Annotated in this window: 14 protein-coding genes, 2 tRNA genes and 2 pseudogenes; 9 read left to right on the top strand and 9 right to left on the bottom strand. The window is 62.5% G+C overall.

The window, feature by feature from the left end:
• The 4 genes and pseudogenes from GQ56_RS42595 to GQ56_RS0138200 all read right to left on the bottom strand — a co-directional run.
• Positions 1-911 (bottom strand): annotated as a pseudogene (locus GQ56_RS42595) (virulence factor); the annotation flags it as partial.
• On the bottom strand, positions 908-3,166 hold the full coding sequence (locus tag GQ56_RS0138210; protein ID WP_031403648.1) for a T6SS effector phospholipase Tle3 domain-containing protein: 2,259 nt from the start codon (positions 3,164-3,166) through the stop codon (positions 908-910). The gene GQ56_RS0138210 and the pseudogene GQ56_RS42595, both read right to left, overlap by 4 nt.
• Positions 3,167-3,185: 19 nt before the next feature.
• Positions 3,186-5,978 carry a type VI secretion system Vgr family protein gene (locus GQ56_RS0138205; RefSeq protein WP_031403647.1) on the bottom strand — a complete coding sequence of 931 codons (2,793 nt, stop codon included), beginning with the start codon at positions 5,976-5,978 and terminating at the stop codon, positions 3,186-3,188.
• A 164-nt stretch (positions 5,979-6,142) separates the two neighbouring features.
• A pseudogene (locus GQ56_RS0138200) lies at positions 6,143-7,240 on the bottom strand (IS3 family transposase).
• A gap of 437 nt (positions 7,241-7,677) precedes the next feature.
• Between GQ56_RS0138200 and GQ56_RS45300 the strand changes: the two are divergent.
• Positions 7,678-9,339 (top strand): hypothetical protein, encoded by a 1,662-nt coding sequence (locus GQ56_RS45300; RefSeq protein WP_152602002.1) that lies wholly within the window; start codon positions 7,678-7,680, stop codon positions 9,337-9,339.
• A 552-nt stretch (positions 9,340-9,891) separates the two neighbouring features.
• Here the strand turns inward: GQ56_RS45300 and GQ56_RS0138185 are convergent.
• Together GQ56_RS0138185 and GQ56_RS0138180 are read right to left on the bottom strand one after the other, a co-directional pair.
• Positions 9,892-9,968, bottom strand: a tRNA-Arg gene (locus GQ56_RS0138185).
• A gap of 187 nt (positions 9,969-10,155) precedes the next feature.
• Complete coding sequence (locus GQ56_RS0138180; RefSeq protein WP_031403644.1) at positions 10,156-10,986, bottom strand: undecaprenyl-diphosphate phosphatase; 831 nt, start codon at positions 10,984-10,986, stop codon at positions 10,156-10,158.
• Between the two features lie 477 nt (positions 10,987-11,463).
• Here GQ56_RS0138180 and GQ56_RS0138170 point away from each other — a divergent pair, with 477 nt between their 5' ends.
• The 5 genes from GQ56_RS0138170 (at position 11,464) to GQ56_RS0138150 (ending at position 17,025) form a co-directional block, all read left to right on the top strand.
• Positions 11,464-12,375 carry an aldose epimerase family protein gene (locus tag GQ56_RS0138170; protein ID WP_031403643.1) on the top strand — a complete coding sequence of 304 codons (912 nt, stop codon included), beginning with the start codon at positions 11,464-11,466 and terminating at the stop codon, positions 12,373-12,375.
• Positions 12,376-12,530: 155 nt separating this feature from the next.
• On the top strand, positions 12,531-13,250 hold the full coding sequence (locus tag GQ56_RS0138165) for a peptidoglycan DD-metalloendopeptidase family protein (RefSeq protein ID WP_031403642.1): 720 nt from the start codon (positions 12,531-12,533) through the stop codon (positions 13,248-13,250).
• Between the two features lie 368 nt (positions 13,251-13,618).
• Complete coding sequence (locus GQ56_RS0138160) at positions 13,619-15,238, top strand: acyl-CoA synthetase (protein WP_031403641.1); 1,620 nt, start codon at positions 13,619-13,621, stop codon at positions 15,236-15,238.
• Between the two features lie 73 nt (positions 15,239-15,311).
• Positions 15,312-15,635, top strand: a complete 324-nt coding sequence (locus GQ56_RS0138155) for a DUF2288 domain-containing protein (protein ID WP_031403640.1) — start codon at positions 15,312-15,314, stop codon at positions 15,633-15,635.
• A 10-nt stretch (positions 15,636-15,645) separates the two neighbouring features.
• Complete coding sequence (locus GQ56_RS0138150; RefSeq protein ID WP_031403639.1) at positions 15,646-17,025, top strand: MATE family efflux transporter; 1,380 nt, start codon at positions 15,646-15,648, stop codon at positions 17,023-17,025.
• A gap of 19 nt (positions 17,026-17,044) precedes the next feature.
• Here the strand turns inward: GQ56_RS0138150 and GQ56_RS46160 are convergent, their stop codons facing one another.
• Entirely contained in the window at positions 17,045-17,221 is a 177-nt protein-coding gene (locus GQ56_RS46160; protein WP_162836118.1) for a hypothetical protein, read from the bottom strand.
• A gap of 136 nt (positions 17,222-17,357) precedes the next feature.
• Between GQ56_RS46160 and GQ56_RS46155 the strand changes: the two genes are divergently transcribed.
• Positions 17,358-17,528 carry a hypothetical protein gene (locus tag GQ56_RS46155; RefSeq protein WP_162836117.1) on the top strand — a complete coding sequence of 57 codons (171 nt, stop codon included), beginning with the start codon at positions 17,358-17,360 and terminating at the stop codon, positions 17,526-17,528.
• Between the two features lie 199 nt (positions 17,529-17,727).
• On the opposite strand, the gene GQ56_RS0138135 is transcribed toward GQ56_RS46155, so the two are convergent.
• Positions 17,728-18,534 carry a GNAT family N-acetyltransferase gene (locus GQ56_RS0138135; protein ID WP_031403638.1) on the bottom strand — a complete coding sequence of 269 codons (807 nt, stop codon included), beginning with the start codon at positions 18,532-18,534 and terminating at the stop codon, positions 17,728-17,730.
• Between the two features lie 170 nt (positions 18,535-18,704).
• A complete protein-coding gene (sixA, locus tag GQ56_RS0138130; RefSeq protein WP_031403637.1) occupies positions 18,705-19,166 on the bottom strand; it encodes a phosphohistidine phosphatase SixA in 462 nt (153 codons plus the stop codon).
• A 161-nt stretch (positions 19,167-19,327) separates the two neighbouring features.
• Here sixA and GQ56_RS0138125 point away from each other — a divergent pair.
• Together GQ56_RS0138125 and GQ56_RS47335 are read left to right on the top strand one after the other, a co-directional pair.
• Positions 19,328-19,404, top strand: a tRNA-Pro gene (locus GQ56_RS0138125).
• A gap of 21 nt (positions 19,405-19,425) precedes the next feature.
• The gene (locus GQ56_RS47335; protein WP_407638621.1) at positions 19,426-19,713 is read left to right on the top strand and encodes a transcriptional regulator domain-containing protein; all 288 of its coding nucleotides are present in this window, start codon (positions 19,426-19,428) and stop codon (positions 19,711-19,713) included.
• The last annotated feature ends 72 nt before the right edge of the window (positions 19,714-19,785 follow it).

The following is a 19,785-nucleotide window of genomic DNA, read 5'->3' as shown; positions in this document are numbered from 1 at the left end:
GCGAGGAACAGCACGACGAGATTTTCGTTGATCTGCCCATCCTTCGGAGGGAAGCTTGGTGCGTCCCAGTTCATCACCCAGACGCTCTTGTCGGGATTGGCTTCGAGGTATGCCAGCCCATCGTTCAACGACGTGAAGCCAGCATTTGCGCCGCCCTGCGTGACATGTACGTCCGGCGGGGTGTCACGGCTCCAAAGTGTCTTAGGCGAGGGGGGGCCGATCTCAAAATATTCAACGATAGCATTGGCCAAGTACTTTTTGGCCTCGTTTGGTTCCAACCTTGGCGGTATTGCTAGTTCGACGTGAATACCTGCCAACTCGCGCCAGTCTTTTGAGTCCTTTGGATTTACCGTATAAAAGTAATCAGGATTTGTCGCATAGCGTGTCCGCATCAATAGTGGAAACGAGTCAATGTACTTGTGGTAAAACCCTTTGAATGTCTCAGTTCCTCTATTTCCGTACACCAATGCTCCGATCGATTGCAGCGTCTTAAATGATTTTGGATCAGTACGAACCATGTCGTCATTCTTATTCGTCTGTGCCAACCCCTGTGTCCACAACGTCTGCCATTCTGTTGGATAGTCTTTACGCTGCAACGGATTCAACCAGATCAGACCAACAACTTGAGCTGTATAAGGCACGGCCGGGGCTTCTGCTGCGACCGCGACATTTGTTTTGGTCACTGGAGCCGCCTCAACAGAACGTGTCGCTGCCGTTGTCAGAAGCAGCACCGTCAGCGCCAGCAGTCCGGGTATCAATACTAGTCGTTTCATCCAATCTCCCGTATCAAGTGGAGCCGATCGCGCTTGCCCCATCTGAACCGTCAGTAAACCTAACAGGCCTGCCGCCATCACCCATACCACCAATGCAACAGCAATACGTCGCGAGCCAGTCGCAGTCAGCATCTTCATACTCCACCTCCGACGCCGAGATAAAACTGTCCTTCGCGCTCGTCCACGATCTTTGTCGGTATGGTACCTTCACTTTTTTCCGCCACCACCCATTCATGTAACGGCACTCGGTTCAGCGCCCCAGATTCGAAATATTTTGAGTATTTCTTGTTGGGACTACCGTCGGACATACCTTTCCCCATACGCCAGTCCGCCTCGATACGCAGTGCGTTCATCTGGTCGGGAGTCAGATAGCTCGGCCCAATCGCCACATCGTACGCAAGAGCCAACTCCGCGTGCTTCGAATTTGTCATTGTGATCGAATGATTGGTCGGGTTGTTCGTCGCACCACGATCGAGGATGTCCTTGACCTCCTTGTTGCGCCAATCCTTGTAACCCTCGGGCAATTCACTCGTTCCATCCTCACCCGTCACATGACCTGCATCATCGACCCATGTCGCATTCTTTGTGCGACGCGCCTCCATCCGCACAATCGCATGATCCTCATAGCGCTGAGATGTTTCGCTCTCCGCATCGCCCTGTGCCTGACCATCCGCATTCTTCGCCTTGTACTGATCGTAGGGATCGTCGGCCCGTTTGTCTTCATTCTTTTTGCTTGCGTCTCGCCATGCGGAGGGCGGATCGTTCCCTTCATTAAAATCACTGGTCAAGTCTCCATCTTGGATCTCGACCGGCTTTCCGAATTTTAATGCCTGCGGCGGAAACGGTTCGTCAAGCGTCGGGGCATCGGCCATCACGAACCATCCATGCTCCGGATTGGCGTTCACTCGCATGACGCCGCCTTTGGAGGTAAAGAACGTCACGATGGTAGCCGGTATTGCAGTGAAAAAGGTGGCGATCTCTCCCTTGATCGTCTCGTTGCCTTTCAGTGCACCGACGATTGTGTACTTTGCAGGCGGCGATGGCGGAAACCAAAATCCATGTTTTTTATTCCTTGTGTGTCGCCAATCGTTCTCCCAGTAATCGTATTTTTCTTGTACACCAACCTTGAATCCGGATGCAAAGACACGCTGCGTCAGCACGCCAGCCGCGCCTATCGCCTCGAGTTCCGTCTTGCCGATCCCGCGCCAGCCGATCCCCTGAACCGTCACGGCCGAAATTACCTGATCGTGCGGACAGCAGTACAACGTGACACGACCATATGTCGAGCCATTCAGTCCGTGACGTTCACGATCTGCCTGGGCTGTATAAGACTTTTGGCTCGTCGGTGATTCGCGCGTGTTGGCCATATCGTCATCGACCTTGTCTGCTGGCAACTCGAAGGCCGGGCGCGCACGAATAATGTCCAGAAACTTCCCGAATGTCGCCGTCCTCGCTGCATATGTCTCACGGCCGCGATTTCCCTTCGGGTCTTTCACCTCACGCTGCGACCACGTATCCATGAACGTGCTTGCCTTGTATACACCTTTGCCTTCGGCATTGGCGAAGCTGTATGGAGGGTTCGCGAGCACGTACGCATCCGCCACGCAACGCCCTTTGTTGCCCCAAGGATCTTCGACCTCCGGCAACGCATCACCGAAGAACGCCGCCGTCAGACCTACCATGTTCCCCTGGCTATGACATACGACGGTGATCGGCACGTTGGCCTGCATCTTGCGGATGGACTCGATCAGCTTTGCGAGCCGTAGCGCGGCCAACACGCCATACGCACGTGGCGGCGTCCGATAGAGCGGGCGATTGGTCGGATTCATACCCTGAATCGTGATCCACCCGAAAATCCGGTCGTCGACACCCTGATGCCAAAGATCAGGCAAACTCGAACAGCCGTTTGCGAACGGGCCGCCGCCCCAGTAGTCTTGCTCGTTCAGAAAAATCTTGTCGCCATATTCCTTAAGCTCGTCGAGCGTCGCCCGGTAGCCCCAACGAAACGGGATGACGTTCGAAAACGATGGAACAGGTTTGACGTAGTTGTCTGCAAGCAGCTTCGGATTCAAATAACCATCTGGTGTCAGGCTCTCGGTGTACTGAGCCGGCGTCAATTGACCTGCTTCGATGCCAGGGTGAGACATCTGATCGGATAGACGGCCTAACCGGCGGTTGAGCCCCTTGCAAAGCCCGTCCTCGGCTGGTTTGTACCATTCGCCCTCGGAGTTGACACCGTGGACAAAGATAATCACGCCCGGCAGTGGCATCTGCTTGATACACAGCAGCTTGCTTTGCCAGTTAAAAATTGTCGGCCCCTCGCCTTGGGCGACGACGACGGAAGGAGCGTCAGCTGCCGCAGGCTGCGTGTTGTCGGCTTGAGTATCAGTCATGCAGATCCCCGCGAATCTCTCAAATATTCTTTTTGACGAATTGCACCGCCAGCTTTTCGAACTGGTCGCTGTGAATTGCCGGTAGCTCGCCGTTCGCATCGCTGGTCAAGTTCGATACCGTCCCCGACGCCTTCGTCAGTTGTGCTTCGAAGCCCTTGACCGGATTTCCGTCCGTCGGGCGAATCAGCTTGGGCACACGTCCGAGCGGCGCATGGTCGAATTTCGGCATATCCGTGCTCATGCTCGCCGGCCCGTCCCAGGTGTGGCCCGCCGACTTCACAATAAACTGCCCCGGACACCCTAGCTCAATATTGGAGCCACTGAGTTTCATGTAGGCGCCACCGGAGGTCATGAACGTTACTTCGTTGTTCGCCGCGCCGATCAACTTGCCGCCAGCAGCCGTGAACTGGATGTTCTTCGCCGAATCGATCTGCGTGTCGTCGTTCTGGCTCTGCAACGTCACCTTTCCCTGATTCGCGATCGCCGATACCCCGTCACTGTGAGCAAACATCGCAACACCGCGCCCACCGTGAAGATTGATGCGCTGGCCACTGGTCAACTGAACATGCTGTTGCGCAACCTGGTCGATGTTCTCGCCGGCATACGTCACGTGGGTCTTCGGGGTAATCGCAACAGAGCCGGCTTGCGCACCGAACGCCATCAGCGCCTGCGCCCCGGCCGCATCGCCGGTTCCTGTGCCCGACGCCGCGCTGCCGCTACCCGGCGTCCAGCCCTTGAACGCCGCAGCAACCGCCTGCTGCCCCGCCGTATCGGTTGCCTGCCCGCCATGCTGACCCGCGTAATCACCCAGCGACTTGAATAGCTCGGTGCACTCGCTGAGCAGTCGCAGCAACTCGTCGCGATCGAGCTGACCACCGCTCGCTTGAGAGCGCGCGTAGGTCGTCAAGAGAATCCCCTGTGCCGCCCGCAACGCGGCTGCCGCGTCGGTGCGCAATTCCGCGCCCTCGCCACGATCCTGACCTCGGCCGTCCTGCCGGGGTTGCGTCAGGTACCCCAGATTCAGCTGAGAATGAGCATGTTCACTCGCCAACTGACTGGAAATTTGCCCTGGCGTATCGTCGAGGCGCAGTTGGTTATAGCGACTCCCCTTGATTTCCTTGGTCTTGATCCCCGACACGTAGCGATTGCCGGGAAGGTTGCCAACATGGGTGAAGGCCGCCGGCGGGTTCACACCGTTACTCAGCACGTTGATGATGATCAGTCGGTCCGGATCGCCCCCGAGACTGCCGATCAAGACTTCCATGCCGACACGCGGCAGAAACAGCGCGCCAAAGCTTCCACCCGCAAGACTCGCCCCGACACGGATCGGTGCGCTGTCGCCGGCATTGTCGTTTGTGCCCGCGCCTTGGGCGTGTGCATGGTCTGCCGGATCGAGACCATGGATTCGTACGCGTACGCGGCCATCGGTGTCGCAAAACACTTCCTCGCCTTGCTGGCCGACGATCGTGCCGGTCAAAAGGTGCACGGGCGGCAAGTCGATCTTCGGATCGTACGCCGGCGTGAGCGGCACGCCTCGACGCACGCACGTAAAGCGGTTCTCGTAACGCGTGTCAGATTCAGGCTTGGCTGTCGCCGATGGTGCCTGGACGGGTGATGGATAGGCAAAGTGCCGACTCGCTGCAAACAACGCCTGCACTCGATCGGTCAGTCCCTTCGGGAGATTGTTCCAGACGTCGTGGTCAATCGACGTGATCACGAACTGTCGCTGGTCCGTGGTCTGCATGTCCCATTCCGGGTCGCCGCTCAACGTGATCCACGCGCCGACAGCCAGGTCGCGCACGCTGCTCACGCCGTCGTAACGCTCGGCTTCGAATTGATGTGCAAGCATCCGTGCGCGTGTGAGGCGCTCGTGGTCATCCCAGGAGTCGCCGACATGCGGGATGTCAATCGCAACGTCGGTCAGTAGTTGCGCCAAATCGTTGCCGGCCTCGCCCTGGTTGAGGCTCGTCGTGACCATCGACTCGTCGATGCGCGCCTTCTTGTAGTCCCACGACGGGCGCCCGACCTGCCCCGGCGCCAGCCTTTGATGCAGTGCGAACAGCGTGACGGTGTCGCGCTCCTCGGTGGCGGCGTCGCGCGGATGCAGTCGCACCGTACCGGCCGGGGCTTCGGGCAGCGAATTCGGATCGTCGCAGCACACGAGCGTATGCACAGGTGTATCGCCTTGCTGGTCGCGTGAACCTTTAGCCCGGCCAGCTTTGGCGAACACCGTGATACCTTCGCGCCGGAGCAGGCGCCGCACAAATTTTGCATCCGATTCATTGACCTGCCGAGTCAGCTCGCGCGCCGGATATCGGTCGCGGTTCAAGCCGGACAGATCGAATTCGAACGCGGCGGCCAGCGCAGGACTACGCTGACGCCATTCGTTGAACAGCGCTGTGATGATGTCGACAACGCTGCTCTGACGGAATACGCGGGAATTCGTACGCTTATCCATCAACGACAATGCGTCGCACACCGTGAGCTGGTACACGCACAGTTCGCCATCGCTCTGGCCGATCTGCACGTCCTGGATAATCGCGTTGACGAAGTGCAGCTGGCCCCGATCAGTGGCGAGCCGGATGGACACGGGGACACCAAGAAATAGCCGTGGCGGCAGATTGTGGCGGGGCGATACACAGGTTAGGTGTCCGTGAATACCGGTCATTAACCCCTCGTGCACGTGCGCATGTTGCAGCGCAAGCAAGTGCCCCAAAGCGCCTTGCGCCTTTCCGAAATTCAAGGCTACTGGTCGGCGATTCCAGTCGACTGCCCCAGATGCGAAGCTGCTTATTGTTTCTGATAAAGACACAGCTGCCCTCTCTTTTTTGTTGAATTCGTATCAACTCCGGCGATCGGTCCACGTATCCGGACGGGCAAACCGCCAACTTTCTGCTCTGAGAATACCAAATCCTCCAGCAAAGAAAGGAAAACGACAGATGTGTGACCTGACCTGCGGCGGGATTTTGTAGCCAGTTAAGCAGTGAGTCGCATGTCGATATTATCGGACTCCGGCCAGGCTCGACGGACCGTGGCCGGAGGTTGGTAACGATGGGCGCTATGTGGCCGCTTCTCGTTGTAGAACTGACGCCATTGCTCGATGAGCACCCTGGCTTCAGCGCGGCTGCGGAACCATTCGCGATTCAGCAGTTCGTCGCGCAGCTTGCCATTGAAGCTTTCGACGAAACCGTTTTGCCATGGGCTACCGGGCGTGATGAAGGCCGGGCCGACAGACGCGTCGCGCAACCAGCGCATGACACGGGCAGCGGTAAATTCCGCACCATTGTCCGACCGGATGAACGCCGGCTTGCCATACAACCGCATCAACCTCGACAGCACCAGAATCACGTCCTGAGAGCGCAGGCTGGCGCCGACCTCGATCGCCAGACATTCCCGCGTGTATTCATCGATAACGCACAGCATCTTCAAGACCCGGCCGTCTACCAGCTGATCGTGGACGAAGTCGTAACTCCAGACCGAATTGGGCCGCGTCGCGCCGGGCAGGCGAATGTCGCTGCCGCAGCGTCTGCGACGCGGGCGCCGTCTCGGGATACTCAGCTTCAGGGCTCGCCACAGGCGGCGCACCCGCGATTCGCCCAGCGACAGCCAGGCCGAGATACGTCGATACCCAAAGCGCGGCACTTCCTGAGACGCTGCGATCAACTGCTCGCCCAGAAGCCGATCTTTCTCCGGCTGTCTAGGTTTGTAGGCCGGCACCCGGCGGCTCAAGCCCGGGTAACGGCATGCCTTGCGTTGTGACAGCCCCGCCGGATCAGGACTTCCAGCGCTTCGCGCCGGCCCGTCGGGGTATTCATTTTTTTCGGCTGAACTCCTTCAGGCCATCGATCACCAGCAGTTGCTCGGCAATCAGGCGCTTGAGCCGCTCGTTTTCCGATTCAAGCTCTTTGAGCCGACGGGCTTCGCCACATCCATACCGCCGAACTTGTTTCGCCACCGGTAGAACGTCTGCTCCGTGATGTCGTGCCGCCTGCACAGATCTTTCACCGGCTCTTCGCGGCTCTCGGCTTCCCGCAGAATGCGGATGATCTGTTCGTCGGTGTGTCGCTTCTTCATCGAGTTCTCCTTGCCTTTAGGATAAGGGAACTCACTTGCCATTTGGCTACACGATCCGTCGCAGGTCACCGGTGGCATCGCCACGCTTTACTTGAGTGGCATAGATCACCTTCAAAAACACGACAGTCTCGTTGAAGATGTAATCAAGGGGATGCAAGCTGTATCAGTCCGACTTCGAGAGACGGGCGATAGCCGGCTGCGGGATAAAAATTCACCGCAAGGCGAGACCTGTTGGCAGGCAAACCCTCAAAATTGCTCAGAGCACCATCTCACGCGTGACGAGCACACGTACCGTACTTGTTGCAACGATGTTCACACCGCATTTGCGATGCATATAATCGTCGTCATAATGCACGGAGCCCTGCAGGTAAATTCCACTATACCCATTCGCTACTATTTCAATCCAAACTATGTCGACTTGGAAACTGCCGATTCGCTTGGCCGAAGTGGATCTCCTTCCGTCAATGCGCCTGCACAAACAGACCGACCAGATCCGGCAGCCTTCCGGCACACTAGAGTTTGACGACATCGCGGTGGACATATTGCTGAGCATCAGCGGTCGGCGCTTGGCGCCATCGGCAGCTCGTGCAGTCACGCCGTCAATGTGGGAAACGCTAACAGGACAACTCACATCGACCAGCGACGAGCCGCAGGATGCATTTACATCGACCTATGGCGAGCTGCTCGGGTTAATGCTGCGGATTGTGCAGCTCGGTGGGCAACTCGACATTGTTCGCATCGTAGAATCGAACGAAGGTCCATCGCCTGACTACTTGCTCATCAGTCAAGCGATGGCGCATCGATCCTACCACCTGCTCGAATGCAAAGGCTCGACCGTGGACCATTACTCGGTCAAACGCAATAACGGCGCGTCCCTTTACATCTGCGCGGGATTGGCTGATCAGCGCAATGCAGCTCGGGAACAACTCGACAGCCAGCTTGCCCATGGTCGTCTGGGGGCAACCATCAGTGTGTCTCGGGGCGGAGTATTGACTCTTCCAGCACACTCGGCCGCAATCTCGTGCGTCAGCGTTCCCGACGGCCGAATCGCGAAAGCGTGGCCGCTGGCACTCACGCCGATTCCTGATCGAGCATGCCAAGGAGATTCTTGCGGCCCCTGTATCGCCCATCGTAACAAGATACCCGTCGCTCCTATGTTGCCCTCGCCAGTACCGTCCATGGCCAACCTCATCGCGGTGATGGCGACAAAACACTTGATCTGGTTCGTTGGGGACCCATTCGACAACGAGTTATTTCATCGCATCACGACACTCTCGCCAGCATCTTCAGGAGAACCCCGCCTACTCTCCGCTTCGACCTTTTTCACTTTCTTTGATCTATACCGCGATTTCGAACGAGCACATTGGAGCCAATGCGTTCCGGCAATGTACGTTGCGTTCTGGAATATGCATCAACGGGTCGACCTGCACCATTTTTTCCTCGACGAAAACGACGACGAAAGCCTGGTTTGGTGGGTAAGTGCAGCGAAACTGGTGAGAGCGGCCGCGCGCCTACTTGCTGAACGCTGGGGGTACTACGTGGATGAGCTGCATCTGGCGTACGCAAACCTCGGCGAACAAGTGAACGAAATTCACGCGACGCTGCTTGCATCAGAGAATCACCATGTCGCAAGCGAGACAACGTTGCTACCGTGGCCCGCGGTTACTGAACAGCCTGACCTCTTTAGGCAAATTGAACTCGGTACCCAACCTCTACGGGCGATTTTGCAACTTCGCGACCTGGCTCGCGACGGTATCTCGTTCAATTCAAGGGCATTGATCGGGCACATCCAGATGAATGCGGACGGCTCGCGCGAACTGTATGCCGTTGAAACCGGACCCGATTCGCAGAACTACCATAACGGTCTTTCCGATCGATTGGCCCGTTGGCTCGGCGAGGATTTAGCCCGCACCACTGCTGAAGACATTGGCATGTCAAGCATCCGGTTGTCATCCGACAATATCGCTGCTGACGCAGTGAATGTTGGGGAAACATTCGCTTTCGAGATCGACAACGGCACGATGATCAACGGATGGCGTTCCCTTGACGGACGCTGGCGCGCAACCCTGCGTGACCGAGAAATAATGCCTCGCGCTTAATGTTCGAGGGCGCGGTCTTCCGCGCCCTTCATCAGCATCTATCGAAGTTGCCCACGCACCCCGCCAACGGTCGCAGGCCCGCTGGCTCACGCTCACCCATCGTCGATTTCCCGCCAGTCCGGATCATCACCGCAGCGGCGTACTCAGCCAGATGATCGGGCGCTAGGTGGGTATGACGCAACACCATTTCGTATTTCGACCAGCCCCCCAGCTTCATGAGCGTGTCAGGGGTTTGCCGGCCCGCACGTGCCAGTTGACCAACGTATAGCGGACGTCGTGGAACCGGACATTCTCTATGCCAGCGCGCTCGCAGCTGCGCTGCCACTGCTCATTGTTCCAGCTCTCGATCGGGCGCCCGTTCCGGACGAACACGCGGGTCCGGCGCTTGCCGATCCACCTGCGGGATGGCCGCAACGGCATGGCCGTTCAGTTGTACTCCGATCGGCTTCCATACCTTCGCCTGATCGGGGTGGATCCAGATGCGCCGATTCGCCAGGGGATGCGCTGCGCACTCGCTTTACATAACCCCGGGACAGCGACAGGTGCTCGGAATGGCCCGCCCTACACGATTCGAACGTGTGACCTACGGCTTAGAAGGCCGTTGCTCTATCCAACTGAGCTAAGGGCGGTCGAGGAGAAAAGACACGGCTAGTGACGCGGACCGCATTCGGCAGGCGCTTCGAGCAACGGCAGCAGCGACTGCCCCGCTACCAACCCGAAACCCCCGAAACGAAACAAAACGGGCCCGGCATGAAACCGAGCCCGAAATTATACCCGATCATCGCGCCACTTCACGCGACACCGGCAATTGCGGCATCAAACCGGCTGCGGATGCAGCATGAACCAGCCGAGACAGAACACGCCGGCGATCACGCAATACAGGCCGAACGACGCGAGCCGGCCGCGCCCTTCGAAATAGCGCATCAGGAACCGCACGCTCAGGTACGCGGCGATCGCCGTCAGCACGCCGCCGAGCAGCGCATCGGCGAGCTGGTCGCGCGCATGGAACAGCTTCGGCAGTTCGAGCACGCCGGCAGCGAAAATGATCGGCGTGCCGAGCAGGAACGAGAACTCCGCGGCCTTCTCCGCCGTCAGCCCGGCGGCATTGCCGGCGATCATCGTCAGCCCGCTGCGCGAGAAACCCGGAATCAGCGCGCCGATCTGCGCGAGGCCCACGAAGAACGCCTGCTTGAACGTCATCTTCTCGGGCGCCTGATGCGCGCGATTGCGCTGGATGCGATCGCCGAGCCAAAGCAGCACGCCGTTCACGATCAGCGCGATCGCGACGATCCGCAGGTCGTGGAACACGCGTTCGATGCGCTTCTCGAGAAGCAGTCCGACGATGCCGGTCGGGATCGTCCCGATGATGAGCGCCCACATCAGGTGCCCGTCGTCGTTCTTGCGGCCGCCGAGTTGCGCGAAGAAACCGCCGATCAGCGCGATCCAGCGCGCACGGAAGTACCACAGCAGCGCCAGCGCGGTGCCGAGGTGCAGCGCGACGAGGAACGGCAGCAGTTGCGGCGCATGCTTGTCGATATGCATGCCGAACAACGCCGGCACGAGCAGCGTATGGCCGAGGCTGCTGACGGGAAAGAGTTCGGTGACGCCCTGCAGGACGCTCAGGAATACCAGAAACCAGAGACTCACGCGTCGGTCCTTATAGTGAAGATTGAGCGGGAAGAAAAGCGGACGACGCGGCGCGCGTCCGGAAAAACGCGCCCCGATTATGCCGAGCCCGGATTACTGCGCCAAGGCATTTGGCGGGATATGGCGGCAATGCACACAAACGCATGTATTTTGTAAGCATCCAGAAAGCAAAAAGCCCGCCATCTGCATGGCGGGCTTTCGACTGCGGCAGGAATTGCCGTCAGCGGCCGAGCTGATAGAAAAACAATACCGTGCTGCCGGTAAACATGCCAAACAGTGCGAGTCCCATTGCCGTTGCCAGATCCATGGCCCCCTCCACGAAGTGTCATGACCCGGCAACCTCACCGGTTGACAGGCATTATCCCGATAGCTGACAGTCTGAAAAACTCGCGATTTCCCGAGAAGGGTTTTCCCCGAGCCGCCATGGCCCGATAATGGAACGCGCCGTTCCCGTCCACCCGCCCAATCCGATTCGCCATGCCGATCTTCCAGCAGCACGACATACACGAACTTCACGCCGGCCCGTCGCTCGTCCGGGTCGCCCCGCAATGCGGCGGCCGCCTGCTGTCCTGGCACGTCGGCGGCGAACCGGTGATCTTCTGGCCGGAAACGGCCGACTGGAGCAACCTCGCGCGCGTGCGCGGCGGCAACCCGCTGCTGTTCCCGTTCCTCGGCCGCCACCGCGTCGACGGCGAACTCGGCCGCTGGCGCGACGCCGCCGGTGTGGTGCGCGACCTGCCGATGCACGGCTTCGCGCGCGACCTGCCGTTCGACGCGCACGCGTCGGCCGACGGCACGGCGCTGTCGATGACGCTCGACGCGAACGACGCGCTGCGCGCGAGCTACCCGTTCGACTTCCGGTTCGAAACGACCTACCGGCTGGCCGATCCGCACACGCTCGAGGTCGCGCTCACGACAACCAATCGCGGCGACGCGCCGCTGCCCTATTACGCCGGCCACCATTTCTATTTCGCACTGCCGCATGGCGAACGTGCCGAAACCACGCTCGAACTGCCGCCCACGCACCGCCGCTCGCAGCACCCGGACGGTTCGATCACCCCGCCGGAGCCGGGCGAAGCCCGCTATCGCCTCGACAACCCGGACATCCTCGACCGCTTCCACTGCCTCGACGGCGAACCGTCCACGCCGGTGCGCATCGTGATGCCGGGCCGCCGCCGCACGATCGAAATCGCGCTCGACGTGCCGGGCTCGATCCCGTGGTACGCCGTCACGACCTGGACCGAAAAGCCGGAGTCGGACTTCTATTGCGTGGAACCGTGGCTCGGCCTGCCGGATGCGATCCACAACGGCCTCGGGCTGCGCATGCTGGCGCCGGGCGCGACCGAAACGGCCGCGCTGCGGATTCGCGTCCTCCCGCTCGCCGGCTGATACGGCGGTCGATCCTTCATCCATACGCAGCGCGCCGAACCGGCGCGCGACGGCCCCGGCGCCGGCCTGAACTGCGGCGCCCGGGTCGAACCCGTTAGAATCGGACGTTTTGTGTTGCCTGCCGCGTTACGAGCGGCAGGGTTTTGCGAGGTTCAATGTTCGGAACAACAACGAAGCGACTCTTCGCAGCCGCCTGCGCCGCCCTGCTCGTCGCGTGCGGCTCCGCGCCTGTCGGCCCCGGGTTCTATCGCGTCGAGCGCGGCGACACGCTCTACAAGATCGCGCGCGACAACCGCACGTCGGTATCGAACATCGTGCGCTGGAACCAGATGACGAACCCCGATGCGATCGAAGTCGGCCAGGTGCTGCGCGTCGCGCCGCCGGCCGGCACGGCCACCGCATCGACATCGCCGGCGCCGTCGACTCCGTCGACCACCGGCACCGGCAGCGCCGGCCGCGCCCGCCCCGCGCCTTCCGCGCCAGTCGAATCGGCCGTCAAGCCGGCCTCGAGCATCGCGCTGGTCTGGCCGGCGGCCGGCAACGTGGTCCGCACGTTCGACGGTTCGAAATCGAAGGGCATCGATATCGCGAACGCGCCGGGCACGTCGGTGGTCGCGGCTGCGCCGGGTGTCGTGGTCTATGCGGGCAACGGCCTGCGCGGCTACGGGAACCTGATCATCCTCAAGCACAACGCCGATTACCTGACCGCCTACGCGCACAATCGCGCGCTGCTGGTGAAGGAAGGCCAGTCGGTTACACAAGGGCAGTCGATCGCCGAGATGGGCAACAGCGACAGCGATCGCGTCGCGCTGCATTTCGAGCTGCGCTACGGCGGCCGGTCGATCGATCCGTCACGCTACCTGCCGGCGCGCTGAGCGCCCGACAGACGACACGCGATGCCGGCGCGCATCGCGTGCCGTCGCGGCGAACTTCGGAGAAAGTCGGGTCAGCGCTTGCGCAGACGTCCGGTGAAACGGCCGGACAGCGGATCGACGCGACGCGCAAACGCTACCAGCACACCAATCCCTACCAGGCTGAACCCCGCAGCTATCAGAAGCAAATCCATGGTCACACACTGATTTTTTCGTGATCTTATGCGTCATTGCGGAATCGTGCACTGAGCCGTGGCGGTTGAACGAGTCCGAACATTCCAAATCATCAGACGCCATTGTGGATTCGTCTGCGTGAAAACCTGATGTAATCCATTCACGCGACGCCACGCTCGATACAGAGGAGACACGCGATGCTGCCCGCCGCCGACCGCTACGACGACCTGTATTCCCGCTTCGCATGGGCCGTTCCGGCGCGCTACAACATCGGCGTGGACGTCTGCGACAAATGGGCCGACGGCAGCGCCCGTCTCGCGCTGCTCCACGAGACGGCGCAAGGCGACGTTTCCCGCTTCACGTTCGACGATCTGAAGAACGCCTCTAATCGGCTCGCGAACAGCTTCGTGCGGGCCGGCCTGCGCCGCGGCGACCGGGTCGGCATCTTTCTCGCGCAGGGTCCCGAAACGGCCGTCGCGCACCTCGCCGCGTACAAGCTCGGCGCGATCGCGGTGCCGCTCTTCACGCTGTTCGGCGTCGATGCGCTGGAATACCGGCTCGCGAACAGCGAGGCGGCCGCACTCGTCACCGACGCAGCCGGTTACGCGAAAATCGCGCCGCTGCGCGCGCAATTGCCGGCATTGCATACCGTCTACTGCATCGGCGACGATGCCCCCGACGCACCGGGCGTGCTGCGCTACGACGCGGCGCTCGCCGCCGAGTCGCCCGACTTCGTGCCGGCCGATACGGCCGCCGACGATCCGGCGGTGATCATCTATACGTCCGGCACGACGGGCAAACCGAAAGGCGCGCTGCACGCTCATCGCGTGCTGCTCGGCCACCTGCCGGGCGTCGAGATGTCGCAGCAGTGCTTTCCGCGCGACGCGCGCCTGTTCTGGACGCCCGCCGACTGGGCATGGATCGGCGGGCTGCTCGACGTGCTGCTGCCGTCATGGCATCACGGCGTGCCCGTGCTCGCCCGCCGCTTCGAAAAATTCGACGGCGAAGCGGCGTTCGCGCTGATGGCGCGGCACGGCGTCACCCACGCCTTCCTGCCGCCCACCGCGCTGAAATTGATGCGCACCGTCCCGGCGCCGCGCGAACGCCATCCGCTGTCGCTGAAATCGGTCGCGAGCGGCGGGGAGTCGCTCGGCGCCGAACTGACGGCCTGGGGGCGCGACGCGCTCGGCGTGACGATCAATGAGTTCTACGGGCAAACCGAGTGCAACATGGTGCTGTCGTCGTGCGCGGCACTGTTCGATGCGCAGCCGGGCGCAATCGGCAAGGCGGTGCCCGGCCACGCCGTCGCGATCGTCGACGCGCACGGTTCGCCGCTGCCGCCCGGCGTCGAAGGACGCATCGCGGTGCGCCGCCCCGACCCGGTGATGTTCCTCGAATACTGGCGCAACGCCGACGCGACGCGCGACAAGTTCGCAGGCGACTACCTGCTCACCGGCGATACGGGCACGATCGACGCCGACGGCTTCGTGCGTTTCGTCGGCCGAGACGACGACGTGATCACGAGCGCCGGCTACCGGATCGGGCCGGGCCCGATCGAGGACTGCCTGCTCACGCATCCGGCGGTGCGCATGGCGGCCGTCGTCGGCGTGCCCGATGCGACGCGCACCGAAATCGTCAAGGCGTTCATCGTGCTGAACCCCGGCCACGTCGGCGACGACGCGCTCGTCCATGCACTGCAGGCGCACGTGCGCACGCGGCTCGCCGCGCACGAGTATCCGCGCGCGATCGCGTTCGTCGACAGCCTGCCGATGACCGCGACCGGCAAGATCGTGCGCCGCGCGCTGCGCGACGCGTAAGCCGGCCGCCACTCGCGCCGCCCGCCCGGCCGGATGGTTTATAGTGGCGCCACGCCGTCATTCCAAGAAACCGATGTCTTCCGATCAACATTCCGCCGCGGGCGCGTCGCACAGCCCGCTCTACGCCAAGCTCCTCGGCGAAACCGCCAAGATCGACTGGTGCGATCTCGAACGCTTCTTCGCGCAGGGCAAGCTGCTGTCCGTTGCACGCGATCTCGATCTCGTCAGCGTCGCGGAAGCCGTGGCCGACGACGATGCCGAGCAGGTCACGCGCTGGCTGTCGGCCGGCCTGGTCGCACGCATGCCGGCCGAAACGGCGGCCGACTACGCGGCGCGCAACCCGGAGCTGTGGGCGGTCGTCGTATCGCCGTGGGTGTGCGTGCAGGAACGCGCCTGACGCGTCCGCCATGTCCGAATCCGCGTTACCGGACGGGGCCGGCGCCGGCTCGGCCACCGTCACGCACCGGCGCGTGCTCGCGCTCGCCTTCCCGATCGTCCTCGCGAACCTGACCCAGCCGATCCTCGGCGCCGTCGACACGGCCGTCGCCGGCCACCTCGACGGCGCACAGTATCTCGGCGGCGTCGCGCTCGGCGGGCTGTTCTTCAGTTTCGTGTTCTGGGGCTTCGGCTTCCTGCGGATGGGAACGACCGGCCTCGTCGCGCAGGCGCACGGCGCGGGCGATACCGCCGGCATCCGCCTGAACCTGCTGCGCGCGCTGATCGTCGCGTTCGCGCTCGGCGCCGCGGTGCTGGCGCTGCAGGCGCCGCTACTGTCGTTCGCGCTGTCCGCGCTCGGCGGCAGCGATGCCGTCCGCGCGACGGCGCATGCCTACAGCCACGCGCGAATCTGGAGCGCGCCGTTCGCGCTCGCCAACTACGTCGTGCTCGGCTACCTGCTCGGCGTGCAGCGCGTCCGGCTCGCACTCGCCGCTCAGGTGTTCATCAATGCGGTGAACATCGGCGCCGTGCTGCTCTACGTGTATGGCTTCGGCTGGGGCATCGCGGGCATCGGCGCCGCGACCGCCACCGCGGACGCCAGCGGCTTCGCGCTCGGCGCGTGGATGCTGTGGCGGCTGCGCACGCGCGGCCTCGCTCCGGTCGCGGTGCGCGCGCTCGCCGATCGCGTCGCGCTCAAGCGGCTGATCGTGCTCAATCGCGACATCTTTCTGCGCACGCTGTGCCTGCTCGGCGCGTACGGCTGGTTCGCGCACCTCGGCGCGCAACAGGGCGATGCCACGCTCGCGGCGAACGCACTGCTGCTGAATTTCCAGACTTTCATGGCATACGGCCTCGACGGCTTCGCGCATGCGGCCGAGGCGCTCGTCGGCGCGGCGGCCGGCGCGCGCGACCGCAACGCGTTCCGGCAGGCCGTGCGCGTCACGCTGCTCTGGTCCGCACTCGGCGCGCTGCTGTTCGCGCTCGTCTACTGGGCGGCTGGAGGCTGGATCGTCGCACGCCTGACCGATCAGGCCGAGATTCGCGAGGTCGCGCTGCGCTACCTGCCGTGGGCCGCGCTTTCACCGATCGTGTCGGTGTGGGGCTTCCTGCTCGACGGTGTGTTCATCGGCGCCACGCAGACGCAATCGCTGATGCGCGCGATGGTCGTGTCGTTCGCGATCTTCGTCGTGGCCACGCTCGCCGCCGTCGGCACATTCGGCAATCACGGCCTCTGGTTCGCACTCCTGCTGTTCATGGCCGCGCGCGGCGCGACGCTGGCGCGCCATCTGCCGACGCTGGTGCGGCGCATCGGCGCCGACGCGCACGCCGCACCCGCGGCGCGCGCCTGACGGCCGGCCGGACCGATCGTCACTGCGTCGGTTGCGGCGGCGGCGCGTCGAGCATCGACGGCGGCGTCATGTCGGTCGGCACGCCGTGATAGTCGGCGGGATCTTCCGGCGGGTGGCCGCGGCGCGCCTGGTGCGGATCGCCGGCGCAGCCGGCGAGAAAGGATGCGGCCAGCACGGCCAGCATGAAGCGGATCATCGGGCAAGGCTCCGGAAAGCGGCGCACCCATCGCGCGCCGGGACGGCGACGAGTCTAGCGGAAATCCCGTTCAGGAGTCGCGCCGCGCATGTCCTACCATATACACATGGCGCTGTACCGTGGAAAGGAGGCTGCCATGTCGTCTGAAGAAATTGCGGGCCTGATCGGCCTGTTCGTCGGTCTGATGGTGCTCGTTGCCCTGTCGTTCTTCGAGTCGCGCGAATACAAGCGCAACCATGGCGGCGAAGGGATGATCCATCACTGGATGGCTGAACACCACCTGCTCGACTGGCGGCGCAAGCACTGAGCGAGCCGCTGCCGTCCGGCCCTCCCGGGCCGTTCCCGAACGTGCCGTCGCACGGCACGGTGGTAAGCGCGTTGCGCCGAAACTAACAGGGTCCGATTCGTACACGACGTCCGGAAACGCGAACGCCGTCGCGTGGCTGTCACCGCGCGACGGCGTTCGCTTGCATGCACCCGGACGGGTGCGACGCGGTTCGGATTGCTCAGCCCAGGAAGTGGCGGGCGTAGCGGGCGTTGATGTCGGACAGGCGGAACAGCGTCGGGAAATCCGCGCAGTTGAAGTCGGGATCCCAGGCCGGCGCACCGCAGATCTTCGCGCCGAGGCGCAGGTAGCCCTTGATCAGCGGCGGCGGCGCCACGACGGTGCCCGTCTGCAGCTCGTCGACCGGCAAGGCCGTGTGCGGGAACGCGCGGTACTCAGGCGCCGTGAGCGAGCCTGCGGACAGCGACTGGTACAGGTTCGCCGCATAGTGGCCGCCGTCGGCCATCGACACGCTCGCGCAGCCGAGCATCGTCTCGTAGCCGTTCTGCATCATGTACGCGCCCAGACCGCCCCACAGTGCCATGATGACGGCGCCGCTGCGGTAGTCGCTGTGCACGCACGAGCGGCCGACCTCGACCATCTTGCCGCGCAGGTGCGTGAGGCGCGACAGGTCGAATTCGCCTTCGGCGTACAGGCGGCCCAATCGCGCGGCCTGGTGCGGCGGCAGCACGCGGTACGTGCCGACGACCTTCAACGTGTCGAGATCGCGCACCAGCAGGTGGTCGCAGTAGGCATCGAACGAATCGACGTCAAGACCGGACGGGCCGCTGACCTGCGCGCCCATCTCTTCGGCGAACACGCTGTAACGCAGGCGCTGGGCCTCGCGCAATTCATCTTCCGTACGCGCCCATGCGGCGCGCAGACGGTACTCCGATGTAACGGTTTCAGCAGCGCGCGGCAGGTGGCGCCGCGACGTGTCGAGGGGCAGCGAGGCAAATGGGAGCGTAGGCGTCGGCAGTTCTCGCATTAGGCTTTCCTGGTCGTAAGGAATAAGACGACATGCTCGCCAATGTAGTAACCGGCCGTGACCGTTATGTGGCACGACCGTGTCCTTTCAATGACGTGTCGCCGAATTGACTTTAGCAGAAAGCTTGCGAAACCGTATGATCAATCCCTTCAAAGCCCTTCAGGCCTGCGTCACACCAGTTCGGGCGTCAATACCGCCCGGAGCACGGCCTGCCGGCTGCCGTCGCGCGTGCGGCTTGCCAGCCACACGATGCCGCCCTTCCTGACGCTCCAGCTGTCGTCGGTGCCGGCGATCAACTGCGCGGCCACGCTGCCGAGCGTCGGCTGGTGCCCGACGATCACGACCGTCGGCGCGATGCCTTCCGGCCAGCCGGCCGCCGCCAGCACGTCGTCGACGCTGCCGCCGGGCGCCAGCGCGTCGATGGTCCGGTACTGGTCGGTCAGCGCTTCGGCGGTCTGCACGGTGCGCGCCGCCGGACTCGCGAGGATCGCGGTGTTCGTCTCGAGCCGGCCGCGCAGCCATTTGGCCATCGCCTGCGCGTCCTTGCGGCCCCGGGCGGTCAGCTGGCGCGCGAGATCGCTCGTCGCGTAGTCTTCGGCTTCGGCGTGACGCCACAGGATCAGGTTCATCATGATGTTCTCCATGCTTCGGCGAGCGGCCCCGCACCCCTTGCGCAGGCCGGCCGATGATCGTGCGCATTGTCGCAAATCGCGGCCGGTTCGACGTCGCGGCATTTACCCCCAATATTGCGATTGACCGAATCGATCATTCAACGATACAATCTTTGGCTCGTCGGAGCGTAGCGCAGCCTGGTAGCGCATCTGATTTGGGATCAGAGGGTCGTAGGTTCGAATCCTATCGCTCCGACCAAAGGAATCAAGGGGTTAGCTGATGCTAACCCCTTTTTCTTTGGCGCACCGCAGAGCTATTGCTACTATTTTGCTACCATCTGAAGCGACTCCCATAAGGAACCGTGAGATGGTAGCCCCTCCCGACTCGGCCGCCCGGCCACCCGAATTCGTCCGCCGCGCTGACTGGAAAGGCGATAGCAATTATCCGCCCGACGACATGACCGACGCGTCGGCATGGGCTTGGGAATTCCTGCGACGTAACCACGCCTACCAACTTGACTTCGACCGGTGGCGTCGAGACTTCACGGGTAATACCCCCGGCCAGTAAGCGGGATCGGAAGTAGAATTTCCAGCAAAGGGAGTTCTACGCAATGAAGAAGTCGAAGTTCACGGATAGCCA

It is taken from the genome of Burkholderia paludis (genome assembly GCF_000732615.1).
Classification (GTDB): domain Bacteria; phylum Pseudomonadota; class Gammaproteobacteria; order Burkholderiales; family Burkholderiaceae; genus Burkholderia; species Burkholderia paludis.
This window is presented reverse-complemented; position numbering and strand designations above follow the sequence as displayed.